Annotated in this window: 15 protein-coding genes; 7 read left to right on the top strand and 8 right to left on the bottom strand. The window is 74.1% G+C overall.

The annotated features are described in order from the left end of the window. Positions 1 to 36: 36 nt before the first annotated feature. The 4 genes from ACH4XV_RS17430 to def form a co-directional block, all read right to left on the bottom strand. A complete protein-coding gene (locus ACH4XV_RS17430) occupies positions 37 to 762 on the bottom strand; it encodes a hypothetical protein (protein WP_395790635.1) in 726 nt (241 codons plus the stop codon). A 173-nt stretch (positions 763 to 935) separates the two neighbouring features. After that, positions 936 to 2,330, bottom strand: coding sequence for an RsmB/NOP family class I SAM-dependent RNA methyltransferase (locus ACH4XV_RS17435; protein WP_126642974.1), 1,395 nt, complete (start codon positions 2,328 to 2,330; stop codon positions 936 to 938). A gap of 5 nt (positions 2,331 to 2,335) precedes the next feature. Continuing rightward, entirely contained in the window at positions 2,336 to 3,268 is a 933-nt protein-coding gene (gene fmt / locus ACH4XV_RS17440) for a methionyl-tRNA formyltransferase (RefSeq protein WP_395790637.1), read from the bottom strand. 6 nt (positions 3,269 to 3,274) lie between these two features. Continuing rightward, complete coding sequence (gene def, locus ACH4XV_RS17445) at positions 3,275 to 3,820, bottom strand: peptide deformylase (RefSeq protein WP_380001302.1); 546 nt, start codon at positions 3,818 to 3,820, stop codon at positions 3,275 to 3,277. Between the two features lie 336 nt (positions 3,821 to 4,156). Between def and ACH4XV_RS17450 the strand changes: the two genes are divergently transcribed. Together ACH4XV_RS17450 and ACH4XV_RS17455 are read left to right on the top strand one after the other, a co-directional pair. Continuing rightward, the gene (locus tag ACH4XV_RS17450) at positions 4,157 to 4,765 is read left to right on the top strand and encodes an RNA polymerase sigma factor (RefSeq protein ID WP_395790639.1); all 609 of its coding nucleotides are present in this window, start codon (positions 4,157 to 4,159) and stop codon (positions 4,763 to 4,765) included. Next, a complete protein-coding gene (locus tag ACH4XV_RS17455) occupies positions 4,762 to 5,961 on the top strand; it encodes a hypothetical protein (protein ID WP_395790641.1) in 1,200 nt (399 codons plus the stop codon). Before ACH4XV_RS17450 ends, ACH4XV_RS17455 begins: the two co-directional genes overlap by 4 nt. A 264-nt stretch (positions 5,962 to 6,225) precedes the next feature. On the opposite strand, the gene ACH4XV_RS17460 is transcribed toward ACH4XV_RS17455, so the two are convergent. Both ACH4XV_RS17460 and ACH4XV_RS17465 read right to left on the bottom strand, forming a co-directional pair. Next, entirely contained in the window at positions 6,226 to 8,454 is a 2,229-nt protein-coding gene (locus ACH4XV_RS17460; protein ID WP_395790643.1) for a primosomal protein N', read from the bottom strand. Between the two features lie 193 nt (positions 8,455 to 8,647). Continuing rightward, positions 8,648 to 10,726, bottom strand: a complete 2,079-nt coding sequence (locus ACH4XV_RS17465; RefSeq protein ID WP_395790645.1) for a restriction endonuclease — start codon at positions 10,724 to 10,726, stop codon at positions 8,648 to 8,650. A gap of 257 nt (positions 10,727 to 10,983) precedes the next feature. On the opposite strand from ACH4XV_RS17465, the gene ACH4XV_RS17470 reads away from it, so the two are divergent. Continuing rightward, positions 10,984 to 11,397 carry a hypothetical protein gene (locus ACH4XV_RS17470; protein WP_395790647.1) on the top strand — a complete coding sequence of 138 codons (414 nt, stop codon included), beginning with the start codon at positions 10,984 to 10,986 and terminating at the stop codon, positions 11,395 to 11,397. Between the two features lie 52 nt (positions 11,398 to 11,449). On the opposite strand, the gene ACH4XV_RS17475 is transcribed toward ACH4XV_RS17470, so the two are convergent. Beyond that, the gene (locus tag ACH4XV_RS17475) at positions 11,450 to 11,965 is read right to left on the bottom strand and encodes an excalibur calcium-binding domain-containing protein (RefSeq protein WP_395790649.1); all 516 of its coding nucleotides are present in this window, start codon (positions 11,963 to 11,965) and stop codon (positions 11,450 to 11,452) included. A gap of 163 nt (positions 11,966 to 12,128) precedes the next feature. Here ACH4XV_RS17475 and ACH4XV_RS17480 point away from each other — a divergent pair, with 163 nt between their 5' ends. The 3 genes from ACH4XV_RS17480 (at position 12,129) to ACH4XV_RS17490 (ending at position 15,319) form a co-directional block, all read left to right on the top strand. After that, positions 12,129 to 13,541 (top strand): wax ester/triacylglycerol synthase family O-acyltransferase, encoded by a 1,413-nt coding sequence (locus ACH4XV_RS17480; protein ID WP_395790651.1) that lies wholly within the window; start codon positions 12,129 to 12,131, stop codon positions 13,539 to 13,541. 222 nt (positions 13,542 to 13,763) lie between these two features. Next, on the top strand, positions 13,764 to 14,459 hold the full coding sequence (locus ACH4XV_RS17485) for a hypothetical protein (RefSeq protein WP_395790653.1): 696 nt from the start codon (positions 13,764 to 13,766) through the stop codon (positions 14,457 to 14,459). 83 nt (positions 14,460 to 14,542) lie between these two features. Then, positions 14,543 to 15,319, top strand: a complete 777-nt coding sequence (locus tag ACH4XV_RS17490; RefSeq protein WP_395790655.1) for an alpha/beta hydrolase — start codon at positions 14,543 to 14,545, stop codon at positions 15,317 to 15,319. Between the two features lie 33 nt (positions 15,320 to 15,352). Here the strand turns inward: ACH4XV_RS17490 and ACH4XV_RS17495 are convergent, their stop codons facing one another. Next, a complete protein-coding gene (locus tag ACH4XV_RS17495) occupies positions 15,353 to 16,336 on the bottom strand; it encodes a DMT family transporter (protein ID WP_395790657.1) in 984 nt (327 codons plus the stop codon). A 99-nt stretch (positions 16,337 to 16,435) separates the two neighbouring features. Here ACH4XV_RS17495 and ACH4XV_RS17500 point away from each other — a divergent pair, with 99 nt between their 5' ends. Further along, complete coding sequence (locus ACH4XV_RS17500) at positions 16,436 to 16,996, top strand: CGNR zinc finger domain-containing protein (RefSeq protein WP_395790659.1); 561 nt, start codon at positions 16,436 to 16,438, stop codon at positions 16,994 to 16,996. Positions 16,997 to 17,007: the final 11 nt, after the last annotated feature.

Below are 17,007 nucleotides of genomic sequence, written 5' to 3' on the forward strand. Positions count from 1 at the left end.
GGCGGCCTCCCGGGGGCATGGCAAACTATCTCGATATCAAGATACTTCACGACGAGAGGATGCTTCAAGGTCTCGCCGGCGCCGCCGGATCAGGTACACGCCGGTACACAGGGTGACCCCGGTAAGCGCGGCGATGTGCTCGCGGCCGGCAAGGTTCGGCTTGACCACGACCTCGGCGATCATCAGCGCCCACACCCCCATGAACAGGATCGGCGCCCGGCGCACCATCGCGATGCACACCACCAGGCCGACCACCGCGGCCGAGGGGCCGGTGTCCATGATGTCGCCCTGGTGCGCGTCGATGCCGAGCAGGTGGTCCGGGCCGAGGCCGACCATCACGCGCGCGGCCAGCGTGCCCGACAGCGTGGCGACGTACGCGATCACCAGGGTCCGACGGGCGCCCAGGTCGAGTTCGGCCAGTCCGAACAGGATCAGCACCTGGATCAGCGCACCCCACACCGGCAGGTCCGGCGCGGGCACGAACAACGACACGGGGGTGCGCAGCAGCGCGAGCGGCAGCGGGATGCCCGCGCTCACCCCGCCCAGCACCCGCACCACGTCGCCGCCCCACGAGGTACGCCAGGCCAGCCAGAAGCCGAGGCTCAGGAGCACCGCACACACCGTGAGCGGAATCGCTTTCGGCCCATGCGCGCGCAGTTCGCGCACGGGCCGCGCGGTGAGTCTGGTCCATTCGCCGCGCACCGCCGCCCCCGTGCGGACGAGCAGGCCGGGGCGCGGGGTGCTGCGGGCGAGCGTGGACATGGGTACGGCGGCTCCTGCGATGGCGGGATGTCGCGACCGCCCGTGGTGCGCGTGGAACCGGAGGGACGGCCGGTGCGGCCGAGCCCGAAGTGACGACCACCCTCGCCGTTATGCCCCATTCAACCGGATTCAGCCGCGTATCATCCCATTCGGCGGGGCAACCGTCGACCCGGTCATCCCCTCCGACGCAGCAGGGCCAGATACATCGCGTCCGTGCCGTGCAGGTGCGGCCACAGTTGTACGTCCGGCCCGCTGCCCAGGTGCGGTACACCCGGGAACAGGGGGCGGGCGTCGATCAGCTCGGCCTCGTCCGCGCGCAGGATGTCGTCGACCACCACGCGGGTCTCGGCCGGGTGCGGTGAACAGGTGACGTAGGCGATCACCCCGCCGGGACGGGCCGCCGCGACCGCCGTGCGGAGCAAGGCGCGCTGGAGTTCGCCCAGTTCGGGGATGTCCTCGGGCTTGCGGCGCCAGCGCGACTCGGGGCGGCGGCGCAGCGCGCCCAGGCCGCTGCACGGGACGTCGGCGATCACCCGGTCGAAGCTGCCGGGTCGCCAGGCCGGCCTGGTGCCGTCGGCGGTGATCACCTGATGGTGGGTCAGGTGGCCGATCGCGTTGCGGACCAGGCGGGCGCGGTGGTGGCGGCGTTCGACCGCGAGCAGCGACACGTCGCGGCCCGTGGCGATCGCGGCGAGCAGGCCCGCCTTGCCGCCGGGGCCGGCGCACAGGTCCAGCCAGCGGCTCTCGGCGCCCTCGACCTCGGCGTTCGCCAGCGCGGCGGCGACGAGCTGGCTGCCCTCGTCCTGGACGGCGGCGCGGCCGTCGCGGATCGCCTTGATCGCGGCGGGGTCGCCCTCGGGCAGCGTGGCGGCGTACGGCGACCAGCGCCCGGGGGTGGCCCCGGCCTCGTACAGCTCGGCCAGTTCCACCCGGCCCGGGCGGGCCACCAGGGAGATCACCGGGGCGAGGTTGTCGGCGGCGAGCAGCGCCTCCATCGCGGCGCGGTCGTGCGGGTTGCCGCGCGCGCCCAGCGCGTCCCACAGCGCCTGCACGATCCAGCGCGGGTGCGAGTGCAGGACCGCGAGGTGGCCCTCGGGGTCGTCCTCGTAGGGCGGCGCGATCTGCCGCAACCACGTGTCCAGGTCCTGCTTGGACACCCGGCGCAGGATCGCGTTGACGAACTTGGCCCGGCCGTCGCCGAGTACCGCGCGGGCCAGTTCCACAGTGGCCGAGACGGCCGCGTGCACGGGGGTGCGCATGCTCAGCAGCTGGTGCACGCCGAGCGCGAGCACGTCCAGGACCGGCGGGTCGATCTCCTGGATCGGCCGGTCGGTGCAGGCCGCCACGATCCGGTCGTAGGTGCCCTGGCGGCGCAGTGTGCCGTGCACCAGCTCGGTCGCGAAGGCGGCGTCGCGGGGGATGATCCGGCGCTCGCGCAGCAGCGCGGGCAGCACCAGGTTGGCGTAGGCGTCGCGTTCGCCGACCGCGTGCAGGACGTCGTAGGCGGCCAGGCGCGCGGCGTCGGGACGCGGGCGGCGGTAGGGGCGTGCGGCGGGGGCGTTGGTCACGGTGCTCAGTTCGTGCCGAGGGTTTCACCGGGCTCGGGGTGTGCGCCCCGGGCCCAGTCGGTGGCGGCCATCATGCGTTTGCCCTGGGGCTGGACCCGGGTGAGTTCGACCGCGTGGCTGCCGGTACCCACGCGGACCACCTTCTTCTCCACCGCGATCTCGCCGGGGGCCAGCGCGTTGTCGCCGGCGCGCAGCCGGACCGGGGCGAGCTTCAGCCGCTCGCCGCGGAAGGTGGTCCAGGCGCCGGGGGCGGGGGTACAGCCGCGCACCACGCGATCCACGCGCAGCGCGGGTGCGGTGAAGTCGACGCGGGCGTCCTCGACGCCGATCTTGGGCGCGAGGGACACCCCCTCCGGGGACTGCGGTCGCGGGGCGAGGCTGCCGTCGGCGATCCCGTCCATGGTCGCCACCAGCAGGCGCGCGCCGGAGCGGGAGAGCCGGTCGAGCAGGTCGCCGCTGGTGTCGGTGGGCCGGATCTCGTCGGTGACCATGCCGTAGACCGGACCGGAGTCCAGGCCCTGTTCGATCTCGAAGGTGCACGCGCCGGTGATGTCGTCGCCGGCGAGCACGGCGTGCTGCACCGGCGCCGCGCCGCGCCAGGCGGGCAGCAGCGAGAAGTGCAGGTTGACCCAGCCGCGCGCGGGGATCTCCAACGCGGCCTTGGGCAGCAGCGCGCCGTAGGCGACCACGGGGCAGCAGTCGGGGGCGATCTCGGTGAGCCGGGCCAGAAATTCCGGGTCGCGCGGCTTGGCCGGGCGCAGGATCTCGATCCCGGCCTCGGCGGCCCGCTCGGCCACCGGACTGGCGACCAGCCTGCGACCGCGACCGGCGGGGGCGTCGGGGCGGGTGACCACCGCGACCACCTCGTGCCGGGACTCCAGGAGGGCTTCGAGTGCGGGGACGGCGACCTCGGGGGTGCCGGCGAAGACTAGGCGCATGGGGTTTTAGAGGGCCTTCCCGAAGGTGGAGTGGGGGGAGAACTTCACCTGGGGCGGGGCCTGCCCCGCCCACTCCGCCTCGCGCAGCGCACGCAGCGCGGACTTGCGCTGTTCGCGGTCGAGCCGGTCGATGAACAGGATGCCGTCGAGGTGGTCGGTCTCGTGCTGGATGCAGCGCGAGAGCAGCCGGGTGCCCTCGATGACGACGGGGTCGCCGTGCATGTTGAAGCCCTTGGCGACCACGCCGTACGCGCGCTTCGTGTCGTAGCGCAGACCCGGCAGGGACAGGCAGCCCTCGGGGCCGTCCTGTTCGTCCTCGGACAGGTCCAGGTCGGGGTTGATCAGGTGGCCCACCTCGCCGTCCACCTGGTAGGTGAACACCCGCAGGGCGACGCCGATCTGCGGCGCGGCCAGGCCGCTGCCGGGCGCGTCGCGCATGGTGTCGGTGAGGTCGGCGACCAGTCGACGCAGTTCCTTGTCGAACACGGTGACCGGGTCGGCCTTGCTGCGCAGGACGGGGTCGCCGAACAGGCGGATCGGCTGGACTGCCACGGGTGTGCTCCCCCATCGGTGGTCGGTCGGTGGTCGGTCGTACGGCTGCCGGCCGCCGGCGACCGCCGCGCGTGGTGGCGCGGCACACGAGGTGTGCCGCCCGGCGGTGTCGGTCGATCGGAACCGGAGAGCGGCAAGTCTACTGAGCGGGCGCGGCCCGGCTTCCGCATCCCGGGCGCGGGTCGCGGGCGGGGCGGGGCGCGGTACGTGCGGCGACCGTCCGCGTCGGTTTCCGGTCGTGGACGGGGCGGGGCGGGCGTACCCGCGGCGACCCTGGCGGGGTGGGGCCGGCGTACCTGCGGCAACCCCGTTGGAGGTGGCGGACACTCTCCGGGTGTGACGACCGAACAGGAGCATCAGGACGGGGACCACGTGTTGTGGGCCCGGGTCCGCGCGGGGGATCGCGACGCGTTCGCGGTGGTGTTCGACCGGCACGCGGGGGCGGTCTACGGCCACGTCCTGCGGCGGACCGGTGACGGCGGTGAGGCCGAGGACCTGACATCGGCGGTGTTCCTGACCGCCTGGCGCCGCCGTGCGGAGGTGACCTTCGACCGGGACAGCGCGCTGCCGTGGCTGCTCGGCACGGCGAACCGCACGGTGGCCAACCGGCGGCGCGCGCTCAAGCGTTATCGGGCGCTGGCCGCGCGTGTGCCGCTGCCCGACCACGAACCCGACCACGCGGACGAGGTGGCCCGGCGGATCGACCGCGAGCGGACGGCGCAGGCGTTGCGGCGTTCGGTGGCGAAGCTGCCCCGGCACGAGCGCGACGTGGTGGAGCTGTGCGTGTGGGGCGGCCTGGATCAGCAGGCTGCGGCCATCGCGCTGGGCGTGGCGCTGGGCACGGTCAAGGCGCGGATGCATCGGGCCCGGAAGCGGTTGAGCGGCCTGCTGGCCGAAGAGGGCGTGCACGCGAGCACGCACACAGGCATCGAGGAGGCACGATGAGCCCGTACGACGAGGACCGGCTGCCGGGACACGACCGGCGCCGGCGCGAGTTGCTGGCCATGCTCGACACGGAGCCGTCCGGGCGGCATCGGGCGCTGGTACCGGGAATCGCCGCCGGCGCGGTGCTCGCGATGTGCGCCGTGGGGGTGCTGGCCGCGGGGCCGTGGCGGGGGCCGGAGAGCCTGTCGGCCGCGGGGCCGGTGGCCGGCCAGGACCCGTCCCAGGGCGTGCCGAGGGAGTCGGCCAAGGCGGGCGACCCGGTGCCGTGGGACGTGGCGAGCCGAACCCTGGCGACGTGTCTGGACAACGGCCGGCAGGCCGCGGTCCCGCCCGCGCCGCCGACCGGATTCGGGACGTCGAAGCCGACGTGGCGACCGCCGGGGGCGACGATGTCGCCGGGGTCGGGATGGTCGCTGCCGCCGGGGATGCCGTTGGCGGAGGCGACCGTGCCGCCGTGGTCGGGCGATCCGGTGCCGCCGGCCGGAACGGGCCGGCCGACCGGGCCGGACGTGTCCCCGCCGTCGTCCGGGGGGCCCGCGAACGGGTCCGGGTCGCTGTACTGGCCGGACAAACCGGCCACGTTCCCGCCGGGCGCCACGGTGGACGGGGGGCCGCCGCCACCGCTGACGGCGAGCCCGACGGCGCACGGGACGCGGACGCCGAGTCCGGCCGGGCCCGACGCGTCGTTGTGGAAGGTGCGCGAGCCGGATTCGGCGTTCAAGCCGTACTTCACCGCCTGGGAGGAGATGCGGGGCGGCATGTTGCGCCCGATGGTCGTGGGCAAGGCGACCAAGCCGGGTCTGGTGGTCTGCCACGGGGAGGCGCCACCGGACTTCCCGGCCCCGACGGCGGCCGACGGCACCCTCGCGGGCCCGTTCGAAGTCCGTCGCAGCATGCTCCTCGGTCCGGTGAACGACCCGCCGCCCGCCTCCGCGGTGTCGACATGGTGGGGCAGGACCACGGCCTCGGTGGCCCGGATCGTGGTGGAACTGTCGGACGGAAGCACGATCGGCGCGGTGGTCCGCAACGGCGTGTGGTTCGCCGGCATCCCCGGCAACCTCGACGCCCCACCGCACATCCGCGCCTACGACGCGGCCGGCACCCTCCTGGCCGACCGCACGGGCGACACGGAGTCGCTGCGCTGCGCCACGGCCCCGACGACGAAGGGCTGCGGAAGCCGCACGCGCTGGGGGTAGCGCCATCACCCGCGAGATGGGCCAACGCCCGAGTGCTCGCGGCTCTGCGGGGCGGCGGGGCCGCGGGGTTGCCGGGCCGCAGGGCCGCCGGGCCGCAACCGCTGAGAAACCCGCGCGGGCATGGTGTCACTCGCGTCGGCGGGTCACACCGGGTGGGCTCGTGGCCACCCGGCGCGGCCTCGGGAACCGGGCCACGAGCCGGGCGCCCGGGGTGCCGCCGGGGCGCGCGCCGTCCGGGCGTACCCGGCGCCGCGCCCGACCGCGTCAGCCGATGTCCGGCGGATCGACCCTGATCAGTACCGGATCGGCGGTGCCCCGGGCCAGACGCAATGTCTGTGCCGCCTTCAGCGCGTGTGCCAGTTCCGCGCCACGGCCCGGTTCGATCCGGAGCAGGACCCGTTCGTGGCGCGGCGGTTCGGGCGTCGGCCGGGCCGCCGCGGGGGGCGGCGGCGTGGTGCCGAACAGGGCGCGGGTGAGTTCGGCGCGGGTGTCGGCGGCCCTGGGGTCGGGCCGGGCCGGCGCCGGCGGCGGGGTCCGGGCGACTGTCGGGGCGACCGGGACGGGCCCCAGTACGTCCACCCCGTCCGGCAGCCGCAACACCGCCAGGAAGTCGGCGATCCCGGCGGGCGGCCCGGTGACCGACGCCATCCGCGACACCGGCGGCAGGTTCAGGTCGGCCCGCTCGCCGAGTTCGGTCAGCGCGTACCCCTGCGGGTCCCACCGCACCAGCGCCTGCACCGGACGCAGCGTGGACTCGGCGACCACGACCAGCGTGCCACCCTCCCCCGCCGGGCGGACCAGGCTCGCCGCGTCCAGCCAGCGGCGCAGCGCCTCCTCGCCGGCGCGCAGGTCGGGGCGGGTGAGCAGGGCCCAGCCGTCCAGGAGCAGCGCCGCCGCGTAGCCGCTCGGCGCGACCGGTTCGGCCCCGGGCGTGGCGATGATCAGCGCCGGCAGGTCCGGCACGGTGGTCAGGATCGCGTCCCGCCCGGAGGTACGCACCGGCACGGTCGGGAACGCGCGGCCCAACTCCTCCGCGGTCCGTCGCGCGCCGATCACGCCCGCCCGGATCCGGTCCCCGCCGCACACCCGGCAATGCCAGTTCGGCGCCGGACGGGTACACCAGCCGCAGGTCAACACCCCGTCCCCGGAGGGCAGTTCGAGCGGCCCGGAACAGTGCACGCAGCGCGCCGGCTCACGGCAGCGCTGACACGACGTGCGCACCAGGTAGCCGCGTCGGGGCACCTGGACCAGGACCGGACCGCTGCGCAACGCGGTGCGCGCCACGTCCCAGGCCAGGCTCGGCAACCGCGCGGCGCGCGCCGCCTCGTCCCGGGCCAGGTCGAAATCGCTGCCGATGGTGCGTACGAGCGGCGCGGCGGCGCGGACGGCGGCGCGGTCGGCGTCCAGCGGCCGGGCCCAACCGGTGCGGACCAGTTGCGCGGCCTCGACCGTGGTGGAGTGTCCGCCGACGGTGAACGCGGCGTGCTCGCGGGCGGCACGCATGGCGAGCACCTCGCGCACGTGCGGGTGCGGCGCGTTCTGGTCGGCGTGCGAGTCGTCGCCGTCGTTCCAGACCAGGGCCAGGCCCAGTTCCACCACCGGCGCGAACATCGCCGCGCGGGTGCCCACGACGGCGCGTACCGTGCCCCGGTTGACCGCCAGCCAGCGCCGGTAGCGCTCCTCCGGTCCGAGTCCTGCGGTCAGCGCGACGTGCCGGCCCGGACCGAGCAGCGCGGTCAACGCCGCGTCGACCCGGTCCACGGCCTTGGCGTCGGGGACGACCGCGAGCGCTCCCCTGCCCCCGGCCAGGGTGGCGGCCAGCGCGCGGGCGATCTCGTCCGGCCAGTGCGGCCCGGGCAGCGCGGTCCACACTGTGCGCGGCGACTCCCCGGCGACGAGCGCGGCCAGGTGCGCGGCGCCGGCCGGGTAGCGCGACCACGGCCCGGGCGCGGGGGGCCCGGGCCGCGCCAACGGCTCCCCCGAGGACTCCGCCTCGGCGCGCGCGTGCCGGGCCGGCAGCGCGAGTTGCACGACGTCGGCGAGGCTGCCCGCGTAACGGTCTGCCACCGCCCGGGCCAGCTCGACCATCGGCGGCGCGAGCACGATCTCGGGCGAGACGACGCTCGCCAACGGGGCCAGCGGCCCGGCGTAGGTGCTGCGCTCGACCCGCTCGACGATCACCCCGTCGATCAACCCGCCACCGCGCCGCCGCCCGTCCACGACCTTGGCTCCGAACCGCACCCGCACCCGCACCCCGGGCTGGGCCTGCTCGTCCAGCTTGGCCGGCACCGAGTAGTCGAACAGCCGATCCAGGTGCACGAGCCCCTTGTCCACGACGACCCGGGCCACCGGCAGCCGCTCGGCCTGCGCCGGCGCCTTCGGCTTGCGCCCCCGCGCAGCCCGCACAGCCCGCCGAGCCCCCTCGACCCCGAACGCCAGCTGCCCGTCCCCGCCGCTGCCCCCACCGGGATCGTTCGTCGCCACATCGATCATCCTGACAGACGGGTACGACGCATCCACGCAGGTACGGACACCCCCGGCAGCCCGGCACCGCTCCCCTGACGGGCAACGGCACCCCGCTTCGCATACTTCCAGGTAGGAGGCGGAGGAGATCCGCACCTACCTTCGGCTCATGCTGGACGTCTGAAGCGTCATGCACGCCGGATCGACCCCGGCCGGGCGTGGCCTACTCCACCTCCACGCCGTGTGACTCCGCGACGCCCAGTAGGCCGTTGCGGAAGCCGTTCGTGGTGGGCGAGAAGGTCCAGCCCGTCTCGGTGCGGACGAAGGCGCCCAGGACCATGGCGGTTTCGCCGGGGCGGCGGGTCGGGATCGGGTTGGTGCCGAGGTTGCGGCCGTTCGCCTGGTCGAGGCGGGTGAGTTTGGTGCCGCGCAGGGTGCTCAGGTCGCGGCCGGGGGCGTGTTCCTCGTCGACGGCGGCGGCCAGGACCAGGCGGTCGGCCTCGCGGGGCAGCAGGGCCAGGTCGATCAGGAAGGCCACGCCGTCGCCGAGCCGTACCGCCCCTTCCGGACTGGCCGGGTTGTTGAAGAAGACGAAGTGCTCGTCGCCGAGCACCCGGCCGCGTCGGCATACGAACGCGCACGGGTCCAGCGGCGGCGCGGTCCCCGCGTCCCAGGCCACCTGGACCAGGAGCCGGCTGCCGGGCGCGGCGGCCGTGCCGGTGCCCGGGCCCAGCCGACCGCGCAGGCCGTGTCGGGCGAGCAGGCCGACCAACTCCGGCCCGGTGACCAGGCCCAACGGCTTGTTGCGGATGAACTCGTGGCTGCCGGGCCCGAATTGGGACGTGGTGACCAGCAGGCCCTTGTTCGCGCCGTGGTGCTGTACGGTCCCGGCCAGGTCGCGTACGGCGGTCGGCGGGACGGTGTGCCGGTAGCGCTTGACCTGCACCACGATCGTGCCGCCGCGGATCGGGTCCGGGTCCACCGCGACCACGTCGACGCCCTGGTCGCCGCTGCGCGCGGTGGTCGCGACCTCCATGCCCATTCGCTGGAACAGCTCGGCGATCAGGTTCTCGAACTCGATCGGGTCCATCACGAACAGGTCCGGATCGTCGTCCGCCCCGGGCCGCGCGGGCAGCGTGGGGGTGGGCGCCGGCGTCGGCGCCGAGGCGACGCTGTCCGCGAGCCGGGTCGTGCGTACCGGGGTGGGCCGGTCCGGGCGCGTCGACAGCGTGCCCTCCATCGCCTCCAGGCACGCGACCGCGTCCACCCGGTCCAGGCTGATGTGCCGGAAGTCCTGCGCGCGGGCGGTCACCGTGACCAGGTACGTGCGCCCGGGTCGGCCCGTCGCCGGGTCGATCGCCTGGACGAAGCCGTTCAGCACCACCGAGTCGAGGATGCCCTCGTGGTCGGCGAAGAACAGCTCGGCGAGAATCCGCAGCGCGCTCTGCGCGAGCACGTCGCGGTGGATCGTGCGCCGGTCGGTCGCCGTACGGGCGACCTCCTTCTCCTGGTCGTCGGTCTTCACGTAGCGCATCCGGGCCACCGCCGGCACCACGTCGACGGTCGGGAGTTCGTGGTCGACCACGAGCTGGCGCTGCGCGGCGTCGAAGGCCACCGTCGACTGGTCGGAGAAGCCCTCCGGCCAGTCCGGCGAGGCGAGCAGGACCCCCTCGAAGTAGTCCTCGATCGCCTCCGGGTCGCGCGCCGCGAGCCGCCGCACCAGGTCGTCGACCTGCTCGTTGCGCTGCGCGGCGAGCGCCCGCTGACCGTTGGCCCACTCCTCGAACTGGCGGCGGTAGTCGTTGTATCGCTGCTGCCGCTCGTATTCGGCGGCCTGCGCGGCCCGCAGGTCGTGCTCGTAGCGGGCCTGTGCCTGCGCCCGGTCCTGCTCGTAGCGCGAGTGCGCGCCGGGCGCGAACGAGCCCAGGCCGGACGGCGCGGCGACCTGATAGCGCGCCGGATCGGGCATCGGGATCGGCCGGGCCAACTCTCCCGGTTGGAACGGCGGGATCTCCACGGCGGCGCGCAACCGGTCGATCCGGAATCCCGGCGCGCTCAGCCGGGCCCGGAGCACGCCCTGGAGTTCGGCGACGCGCTCCTCGATCTCGGCGGTCCGGCGGGCCACTTCGGCCTCGCGGGCCTGCTGGTAGGCGCGCTGCGCCTCGCGGTCCGCGCGGGCGGCGGCCTTCTGCGCCTCACGGCGATTGCGCTCTTCCGCCCGCAGCTGTTGCTGCCGCGCGCGCAACTCGGCCTCGCGCTGCCGCTGTTGCTGCCGCTGTAGTTCGGCCCATGTCCCCAGCACGCCGGTGCTCCGCCGACTCGCCACGCTATCGCCCTTCCGCCCTGCACCCGTCCGCCCCCACGCCGGATGCCATCCTGCCGTGTCCGGCCGGTCGGCGCGAAGGCGGTCGGCGGGTCGATCCGCAGGCGGTCGGGCGAGGGGGCGGGCGGGCGGCGGAACGGAGCGGGACCGGCACCCCCTCGCGCGCCCGGGTCACGCCGAGCCGTCACCGGCCCCCGCGTGAACCGCCACCCCTCGAACCGCTGGACGAACCGCCCTTGGAGCCGCTGCCGGACGAACTGCCGCCCTTGGACCCGCTGGTCGAGCCGCCCGTCGAACCGCCGGACGAGATGCCCGACGTGCCGCCCGTGGCCGAACCGCCCGTGTTTCCCGTCGTGGCCGATCCGGAGCTCGTGAAGCGCGCGGGATCGGGCGTGTCCGTCGGTCCGGATCGGGTGGCGGTCGGCAGCGCGGTGCCGGGGTTCGTGGCGGTCGCGCTCGGGACGGAAACGGTCGTGCGCTTCGGCGGTTTCGGCCGCTTCGACGACTTGCTCCCACCGCCGCCGCATCCCGCCAGGACCAGTACGCCGGCGGTGGTCGCCGCGACGGCGACCGTCCCGGCCCGGAAGATTCGTTTCTTCGTACGTCGCATGCTGCACCCGCCCCCGTGGTCGACTGTCGTAGGACTGTAGCCGGCCCGACCGGCCGCCGCCGGCATCCCCTTCCCACGGCGGCCGATTCGGCTCATTCGCAGGCGATACCGTCCCCGTCCCGGTCCAGGTGCGCGCCGTAGCCGGGTTCGCCGCGGTGGATCGGCGCGGCGCCGGCGGCCCGAACCGCGCTGCAGTTCTTGTAGTAGACCGGCCCGTCGCCACCGGTGCTGCTGCCGCCCGTCGTGCCGGAGGTGCCGGAGCCGCCGGACGAACCCGTCCCCGCCGAACCGCCGCTCGACCCCGTGCTCTTGCTCCCCCCGGTGCCGGCCGAGTCGCCCGCCGGCGTGGCGGGTGCCTTCGACGGTGTCGGCGTGGAGTTCTTCGACGCCGCCGACGGCGACGGCGGCGACGAGGACGGCGGCGCGGAAGGTGTCGGCGAACCCGACGCGGTGGCGGTGGCCGTCCCGCCGCCGCTCTGCGAGGGCTTCGGCGAGCCGGACTTGCCGCCCCCGTCCCCGTCGCACCCCGCCAGTGCCAGGGTCAACACCATCGCCAACGCCGGCACGATCACCTCCGCACGCCGCCGCGTGGATCCGATTTTCGGCATGCCTGTGCCCGATATGCCCATCTGCGAGTTCCCCCCTCGATATGTGCCGCCCGGACTCTAGCCGCCATCCCCACCGCTGTCCGCCGGACCCGGGAGCCGGCACCGCTTATCACGTTTGGCCGGGTATCTGGACCGGGCCCCGGAACGCACCTACGGTGCCTGGATGGACCGATTGAGCGCGATGGATGCCGGGTTCTACTTCGTCGAGGACGAGAATGTGCCGATGCACGTCGGGTCCGTGCTGATCTTCGACGGGCCCGCCCCGTCGTACGGCGACGTGATCCGGCTGTTCGTCTCGAAGTTGCCGGACGTACCGCGCTACCGGCAGCGGGTACGCACGCTGCCGCTGCATCTGGGCCGCCCGGTGTGGGTGGACGACGAACACTTCCAGATCCTCTACCACGTGCGGCACACCGCGGTCCCCGCGCCGGGCGGCGCCGATCAGGTGCGCAACCTCGCCGGCCGGCTGTTCGCGCAGCGGCTGGACCTGACCAAGCCGCTGTGGGAGGTCTGGCTGGTGGAGGGCCTGGCCGACGGCCGCTGGGCGATCATCTCCAAGGTGCACCACTGCCTGATCGACGGCATCGCCGGTACCGACCTACTGCAGATCCTGCTCGACTGGCGCAAGGACCCGGAGCCGCCCGGGACCGAGGAGTCGGTGGACCTCGACCCGTGGCTCCCGGAGCCCGCGCCGAGCACCATGGATCTGATCGCGGACAGCCTGCGGGACGCCGTCGCGGCCCCGATCAAGCACCTGGCGGCGGTACCGGCGCTGGCCCGGGAGATGCGCAGCGGCTCGGAGCTGACCGACATCGTCCGAGCGCTGGCCCGCAGCCTGCCCGGCACCGCGCATCGACTCCTGGAGACCTCGGCCGGCTCGCTCAACGGCTCGATCGGGCCGCATCGGCGGTGGGTGTGGGCCGGTGCGGAGATCGCCGAGATCAAACGGATCCGGAAGGAGTTCGGCGGCACCGTCAACGACGTGATCCTCACCGCGATCACCCGGGGCTTCCGCGATCTGCTGGCCGGGCGGGGCGAGTTGACGTCGGATCAGGTGGTCCGCTCGCTGGTCCCGGTGTCGGTGCGGGCGCCGCGCGAGCGCAAAACGCTCAACAACCGGCTCAGCGCGATCCTGGTGAACCTGCCGGTCGGCGAGGACGATCCGGCGGCCCGGCTCCGCTCGATCCGCGAGCAGATGGACGACCTCAAACGCAGCCGACAGGCGGCCGGCGCCGATGTCCTCACCAATCTGGGCAACTTCGCCGCGCCGACTCTGCTGGCCCTCGGCTCGCGCACCGCGCTGCGCTTCCCCCAGCGCTTCTTGCAGACGCTCACCACCAACGTCCCGGGCCCGCGCGTCCCGCTGTACATGCTGGGCCGCCCGCTGCGCGAGCTATACCCGTACGTCCCGATCGCCAGCACGATGCGCATCGGCGTCGGCGTCTTCTCCTACCTGGACCACGTCACCTTCGGCATCACCGCCGACTTCGACGCGGTCCCCGACGCCCAATCCCTCGCAGACGGCATCCGCGCGGGCATCGACGAACTCCTCACGGCGGCCGGCGATTCCCCGTGAACAAGGCACCGGCGCTGCGCCTGTCCCCCGCCCGTGCCCACCACCCGAGGCCCCGCCCGGGCGACCCGCTACGGTACCGAACGGGGTGGAAAGGCGGGGGGTGGCACGGTGCGACGCGACGCGGAACCGGCAAGTGCGGCGACGGAAGCCGACGCGCCACGGGAGACGACACCCGAGGCAGGACCGGGGCCGAGCGAACGTACATCCACCGCGCCCCGTCGCGTGTGGGGCATCGCGGCCCGCGCCGTAGCCGCCGCGGTGCTCGTACTCACCGTCGTAATGGCCCTGATCGCCCGCGATCCCACCCCGGGCGACACCGACGACCTGTTGAGCGGCCTCCGCTCCGGACGGGTCGACGCGGTTGCCTACGACGCCGACCCGCGCGGCTTCACCGTGCGCTGGTCGGACGGGTGGTTCTCGCTCCGGGAGACGGAGTTCGACTTCGCGGCGCCTTTGTCGCATGGATCCGACGGTCACCTCCCGGGGCCGGGATTCGATCCGGCGACCGAGTTCCGTCGGGTGGTGGAGGCCGCGACACCGGCGGGTGGGCACGTCTCCGTCGACACATACACCAGTGCCCGCCGTCGCGGGCCCGACGATCTGCTGATGATCCCCGCGCTCCTGGGCTATCTCCCCTGGTTGTGGTTGACCCTCGCCGCGTTCCTGATCGGCTTCGGTCTGCTCGTGTCGATGGTGTACGGCGGCCCGCCGCAACTGATGGGCCGGGGCTGGTGGTTCTGGCTGTCCGTACTGACCGGGTTCGGATTCCTGGCCTATCTGCTGTTCGAACGGCGTCTGGGCGGCATGGCGCGCGCCGCGCCGCGTGAGGACACGATCGGGCGCCGGCCCACCGTCGCCGGGTGGGCGATCGTCGTGGGTTGTTGGGGCGTGGCGATCCCGTTCGTGTGGTGCACCTGATCGGCGTGACCGGCAGGGCGATCACCCGGTGGCGTGTGGGTGGCGGTACGCCGGGGAGTTCGCGGGAACGGCACAATGCCGGGATGAGTGCTTCGCGGGACATTCTTGGTCGGTCGGCTGCCGGGCCGGATCGTACGTTGCGGTATGGGTCCGGGGAGGAGCAGGTTGTCGATCTCTGGCAGGCGGCGGGTGGGTCGCGTGGGCTTGTCGTGGTGTTGCACGGGGGGTATTGGCGGGCGCGGTACGACCGGGGGTACACGTACTCGATGTGCGTCGCGTTGGCCGCCGAGGGGTACACGGCGGCGACCGTCGAGTATCGCCGGGCCGGGCAGCCGGGAGGTGGCCGGCCCGGGACGTTCGAGGACGTGGCCGCCGCCGTCGATCTGCTGGCGGCGCAGGTCCCGGAGCCGATGGTGCTGCTCGGACACTCCGCCGGCGGGCACCTCGCGGTGTGGGCCGCGCTCCGCGATCGGGTGCCGGCGGGTGGCCCGGGTCGGCTGTCCGCGCCGCCGGCCCTGGCGGGGGCGATCGCGCTGGGCGGCGTACTGGACCTGGACGCGGCGCTGAAGCTGAACCTGGACGACGGCGCGGCGGCCGAGTTCCTGCCCGACCACTCCGAGCCCGTGCTCGCCGAGACCGACCCGGTCCGGCTGGCGGCGGGCGGGGTCGGCGGGCGCCGGCTGATCCTGCTGCACGGCGACGCCGACGAGCAGGTCCCGATCGCGCTGAGCCGAACCTTCGCGGCCGTCTCGGGAGCGGACCTGCGCGAACTCCCGGGAATCGGCCACTTCGAGCCGGTCGACCCGCTCTCGACGGCCTGGCCGGAGGTCACCCGAGCGGTCGCCGACGTGCTGGGCTGACCGACGGCGGGCCCCTCGGCCACTCGCGGCTCCTCAGCCGCGATTCGCCAGCAACACCCCGACGCCGCCGATCGCGATCCCGGCCAGCGTGGTCACCCGCAACGACTGGTCGAGCAGGAGCCACGCGAGGAGCGCGGTCGCGGCCGGCGTCAGGAAGAACAGCGTGCCGACCCGACTGGCCGAGGACCGCCGCAACATCAGGTTGAGCAGCGTGAACACCCCGATCGAGTTGACCAGCACCATCCACGCGAGTGTGCCGAGGAACGGTCCCCACGCGCCGATGTACGGCGTCTCGAACAGCAGCGACCCCAGGCCGATGAACGGCGCGCTGACCAGGAACTGCACGGCCGTGCCGGTGCGCAGGTCGACGTCCCGCACATAGTGCTTCTGGTACACCGTGCCCACGCTGAGCCCGAGCAGCCCCACCACGGCCAGGACCAGCGCCGGGATCGACGTACCGGCGGGGCCGGAGACGGCGAGCACGACCCCGATCGTGCCCAGGCCGAAGCCGAGCCACTGCCGCACGCTCACCCGCTCGCCGAGGACGCGCCCGGCCAACAGCGCGATCAGCACCGGATTGAGCCCCTGGACCAGGGCCGCCACGGCGGCGGACATGCCGAGCGACAGCGCCGTGTACAGCGCGCCGAACTGGACCGCCTGGAACAGCAGTCCGGCCACCATCACGTGCCCGAGCCGTCGACCGCGCGGCCACGGCGCCCGAACGACCAGGGCGAACACGCCGAGCAGCACTCCGGCGAGCACGAACCGGAAGAACATCAGCAACAACGGCGGCGCCGCGCCCACCCCGATCGCGGCGACGATGAACCCGCTGCTCCACAGCAGCACGAACAGCGGCGGAACCGCCTTCCCGGCCGCGTCCCTGCGCCCCTCCCGCCCGGCTTGCCGCCCGGGTTCCCACCCGGTCCGATCCGGCGGGTGACCGACGGCCGTCGGTGCCGACCGGACGCCCGGAGCGACGTGTTGCCTGCTGTCCTGGGTGGTGTCTGCGACGGTCACTGGGACCCACTCCCGATCGACGAGAAGAATAACTGCCCAATCCGGTTACTCAGCCTGACCCGTCCGACACTAACCTGTCAAACGGGTTATCCTGAGAGGGTGGCCTACACCTTCAGCGGCGGCGACGTCGCACTCGATCTGATCGGCACCGTCCAGGCGCGCCGCACCGAGGCGCGCGACCTTCTCGACACGCCGACCTCGCTCGCGTCCTGGGCGGTCGCGGCCGGCCTCGTGGACACGCTTCCGGCGGTGGACGAACGCGGGCTCGCGAACACGATCGAACTGCGCGAGGCGATGTACCGGCTGGCCCTCGCCCGCGAGACACCGCAGGGGTACGCCGGGCCCGAGCGCGCGACGCTCAATCGCTTCGCGGCCGGCGAGCCGGTCCGGGTCGCGCTGACCGCGGATGGCCGAGTGGAGCGCACCGGCGACCTCGCGGCGGTGCTGGCCGAGATCGCCCGCTCGGCGATCACGTTGTTCGGCGGCCCGGACGCGGACCGGATCAGGGAGTGCGGGGCGCCGCTGTGCACCCGGCTCTATGTGGACACCTCACGCCACGGCAGCCGCCGCTGGTGCGACATGCGCGGCTGCGGCAACCGGGCCAAGGCCGCCGCGTTCCGCGCCCGCCACCGCGGCGAGCCGGAATCCGCCGACGCCTGAGCGGAGTCGGC

Source organism: Embleya sp. NPDC020630, assembly GCF_044334985.1.
GTDB lineage: Bacteria > Actinomycetota > Actinomycetes > Streptomycetales > Streptomycetaceae > Embleya.

Excerpts from the sequence above, each read along its gene's own strand:
- ACH4XV_RS17455 (WP_395790641.1), top strand. The coding sequence starts at position 4,762 with ATGAGCCCGTACGACGAGGACCGGCTGCCGGGACACGACCGGCGCCGG.
- ACH4XV_RS17490 (WP_395790655.1), top strand. The coding sequence starts at position 14,543 with ATGAGTGCTTCGCGGGACATTCTTGGTCGGTCGGCTGCCGGGCCGGAT.
- ACH4XV_RS17430 (WP_395790635.1), bottom strand. The coding sequence starts at position 762 with ATGTCCACGCTCGCCCGCAGCACCCCGCGCCCCGGCCTGCTCGTCCGC.
- ACH4XV_RS17480 (WP_395790651.1), top strand. The coding sequence starts at position 12,129 with ATGGACCGATTGAGCGCGATGGATGCCGGGTTCTACTTCGTCGAGGAC.
- ACH4XV_RS17460 (WP_395790643.1), bottom strand. The coding sequence starts at position 8,454 with ATGATCGATGTGGCGACGAACGATCCCGGTGGGGGCAGCGGCGGGGAC.
- ACH4XV_RS17475 (WP_395790649.1), bottom strand. The coding sequence starts at position 11,965 with ATGCCGAAAATCGGATCCACGCGGCGGCGTGCGGAGGTGATCGTGCCG.
- fmt (WP_395790637.1), bottom strand. The coding sequence starts at position 3,268 with ATGCGCCTAGTCTTCGCCGGCACCCCCGAGGTCGCCGTCCCCGCACTC.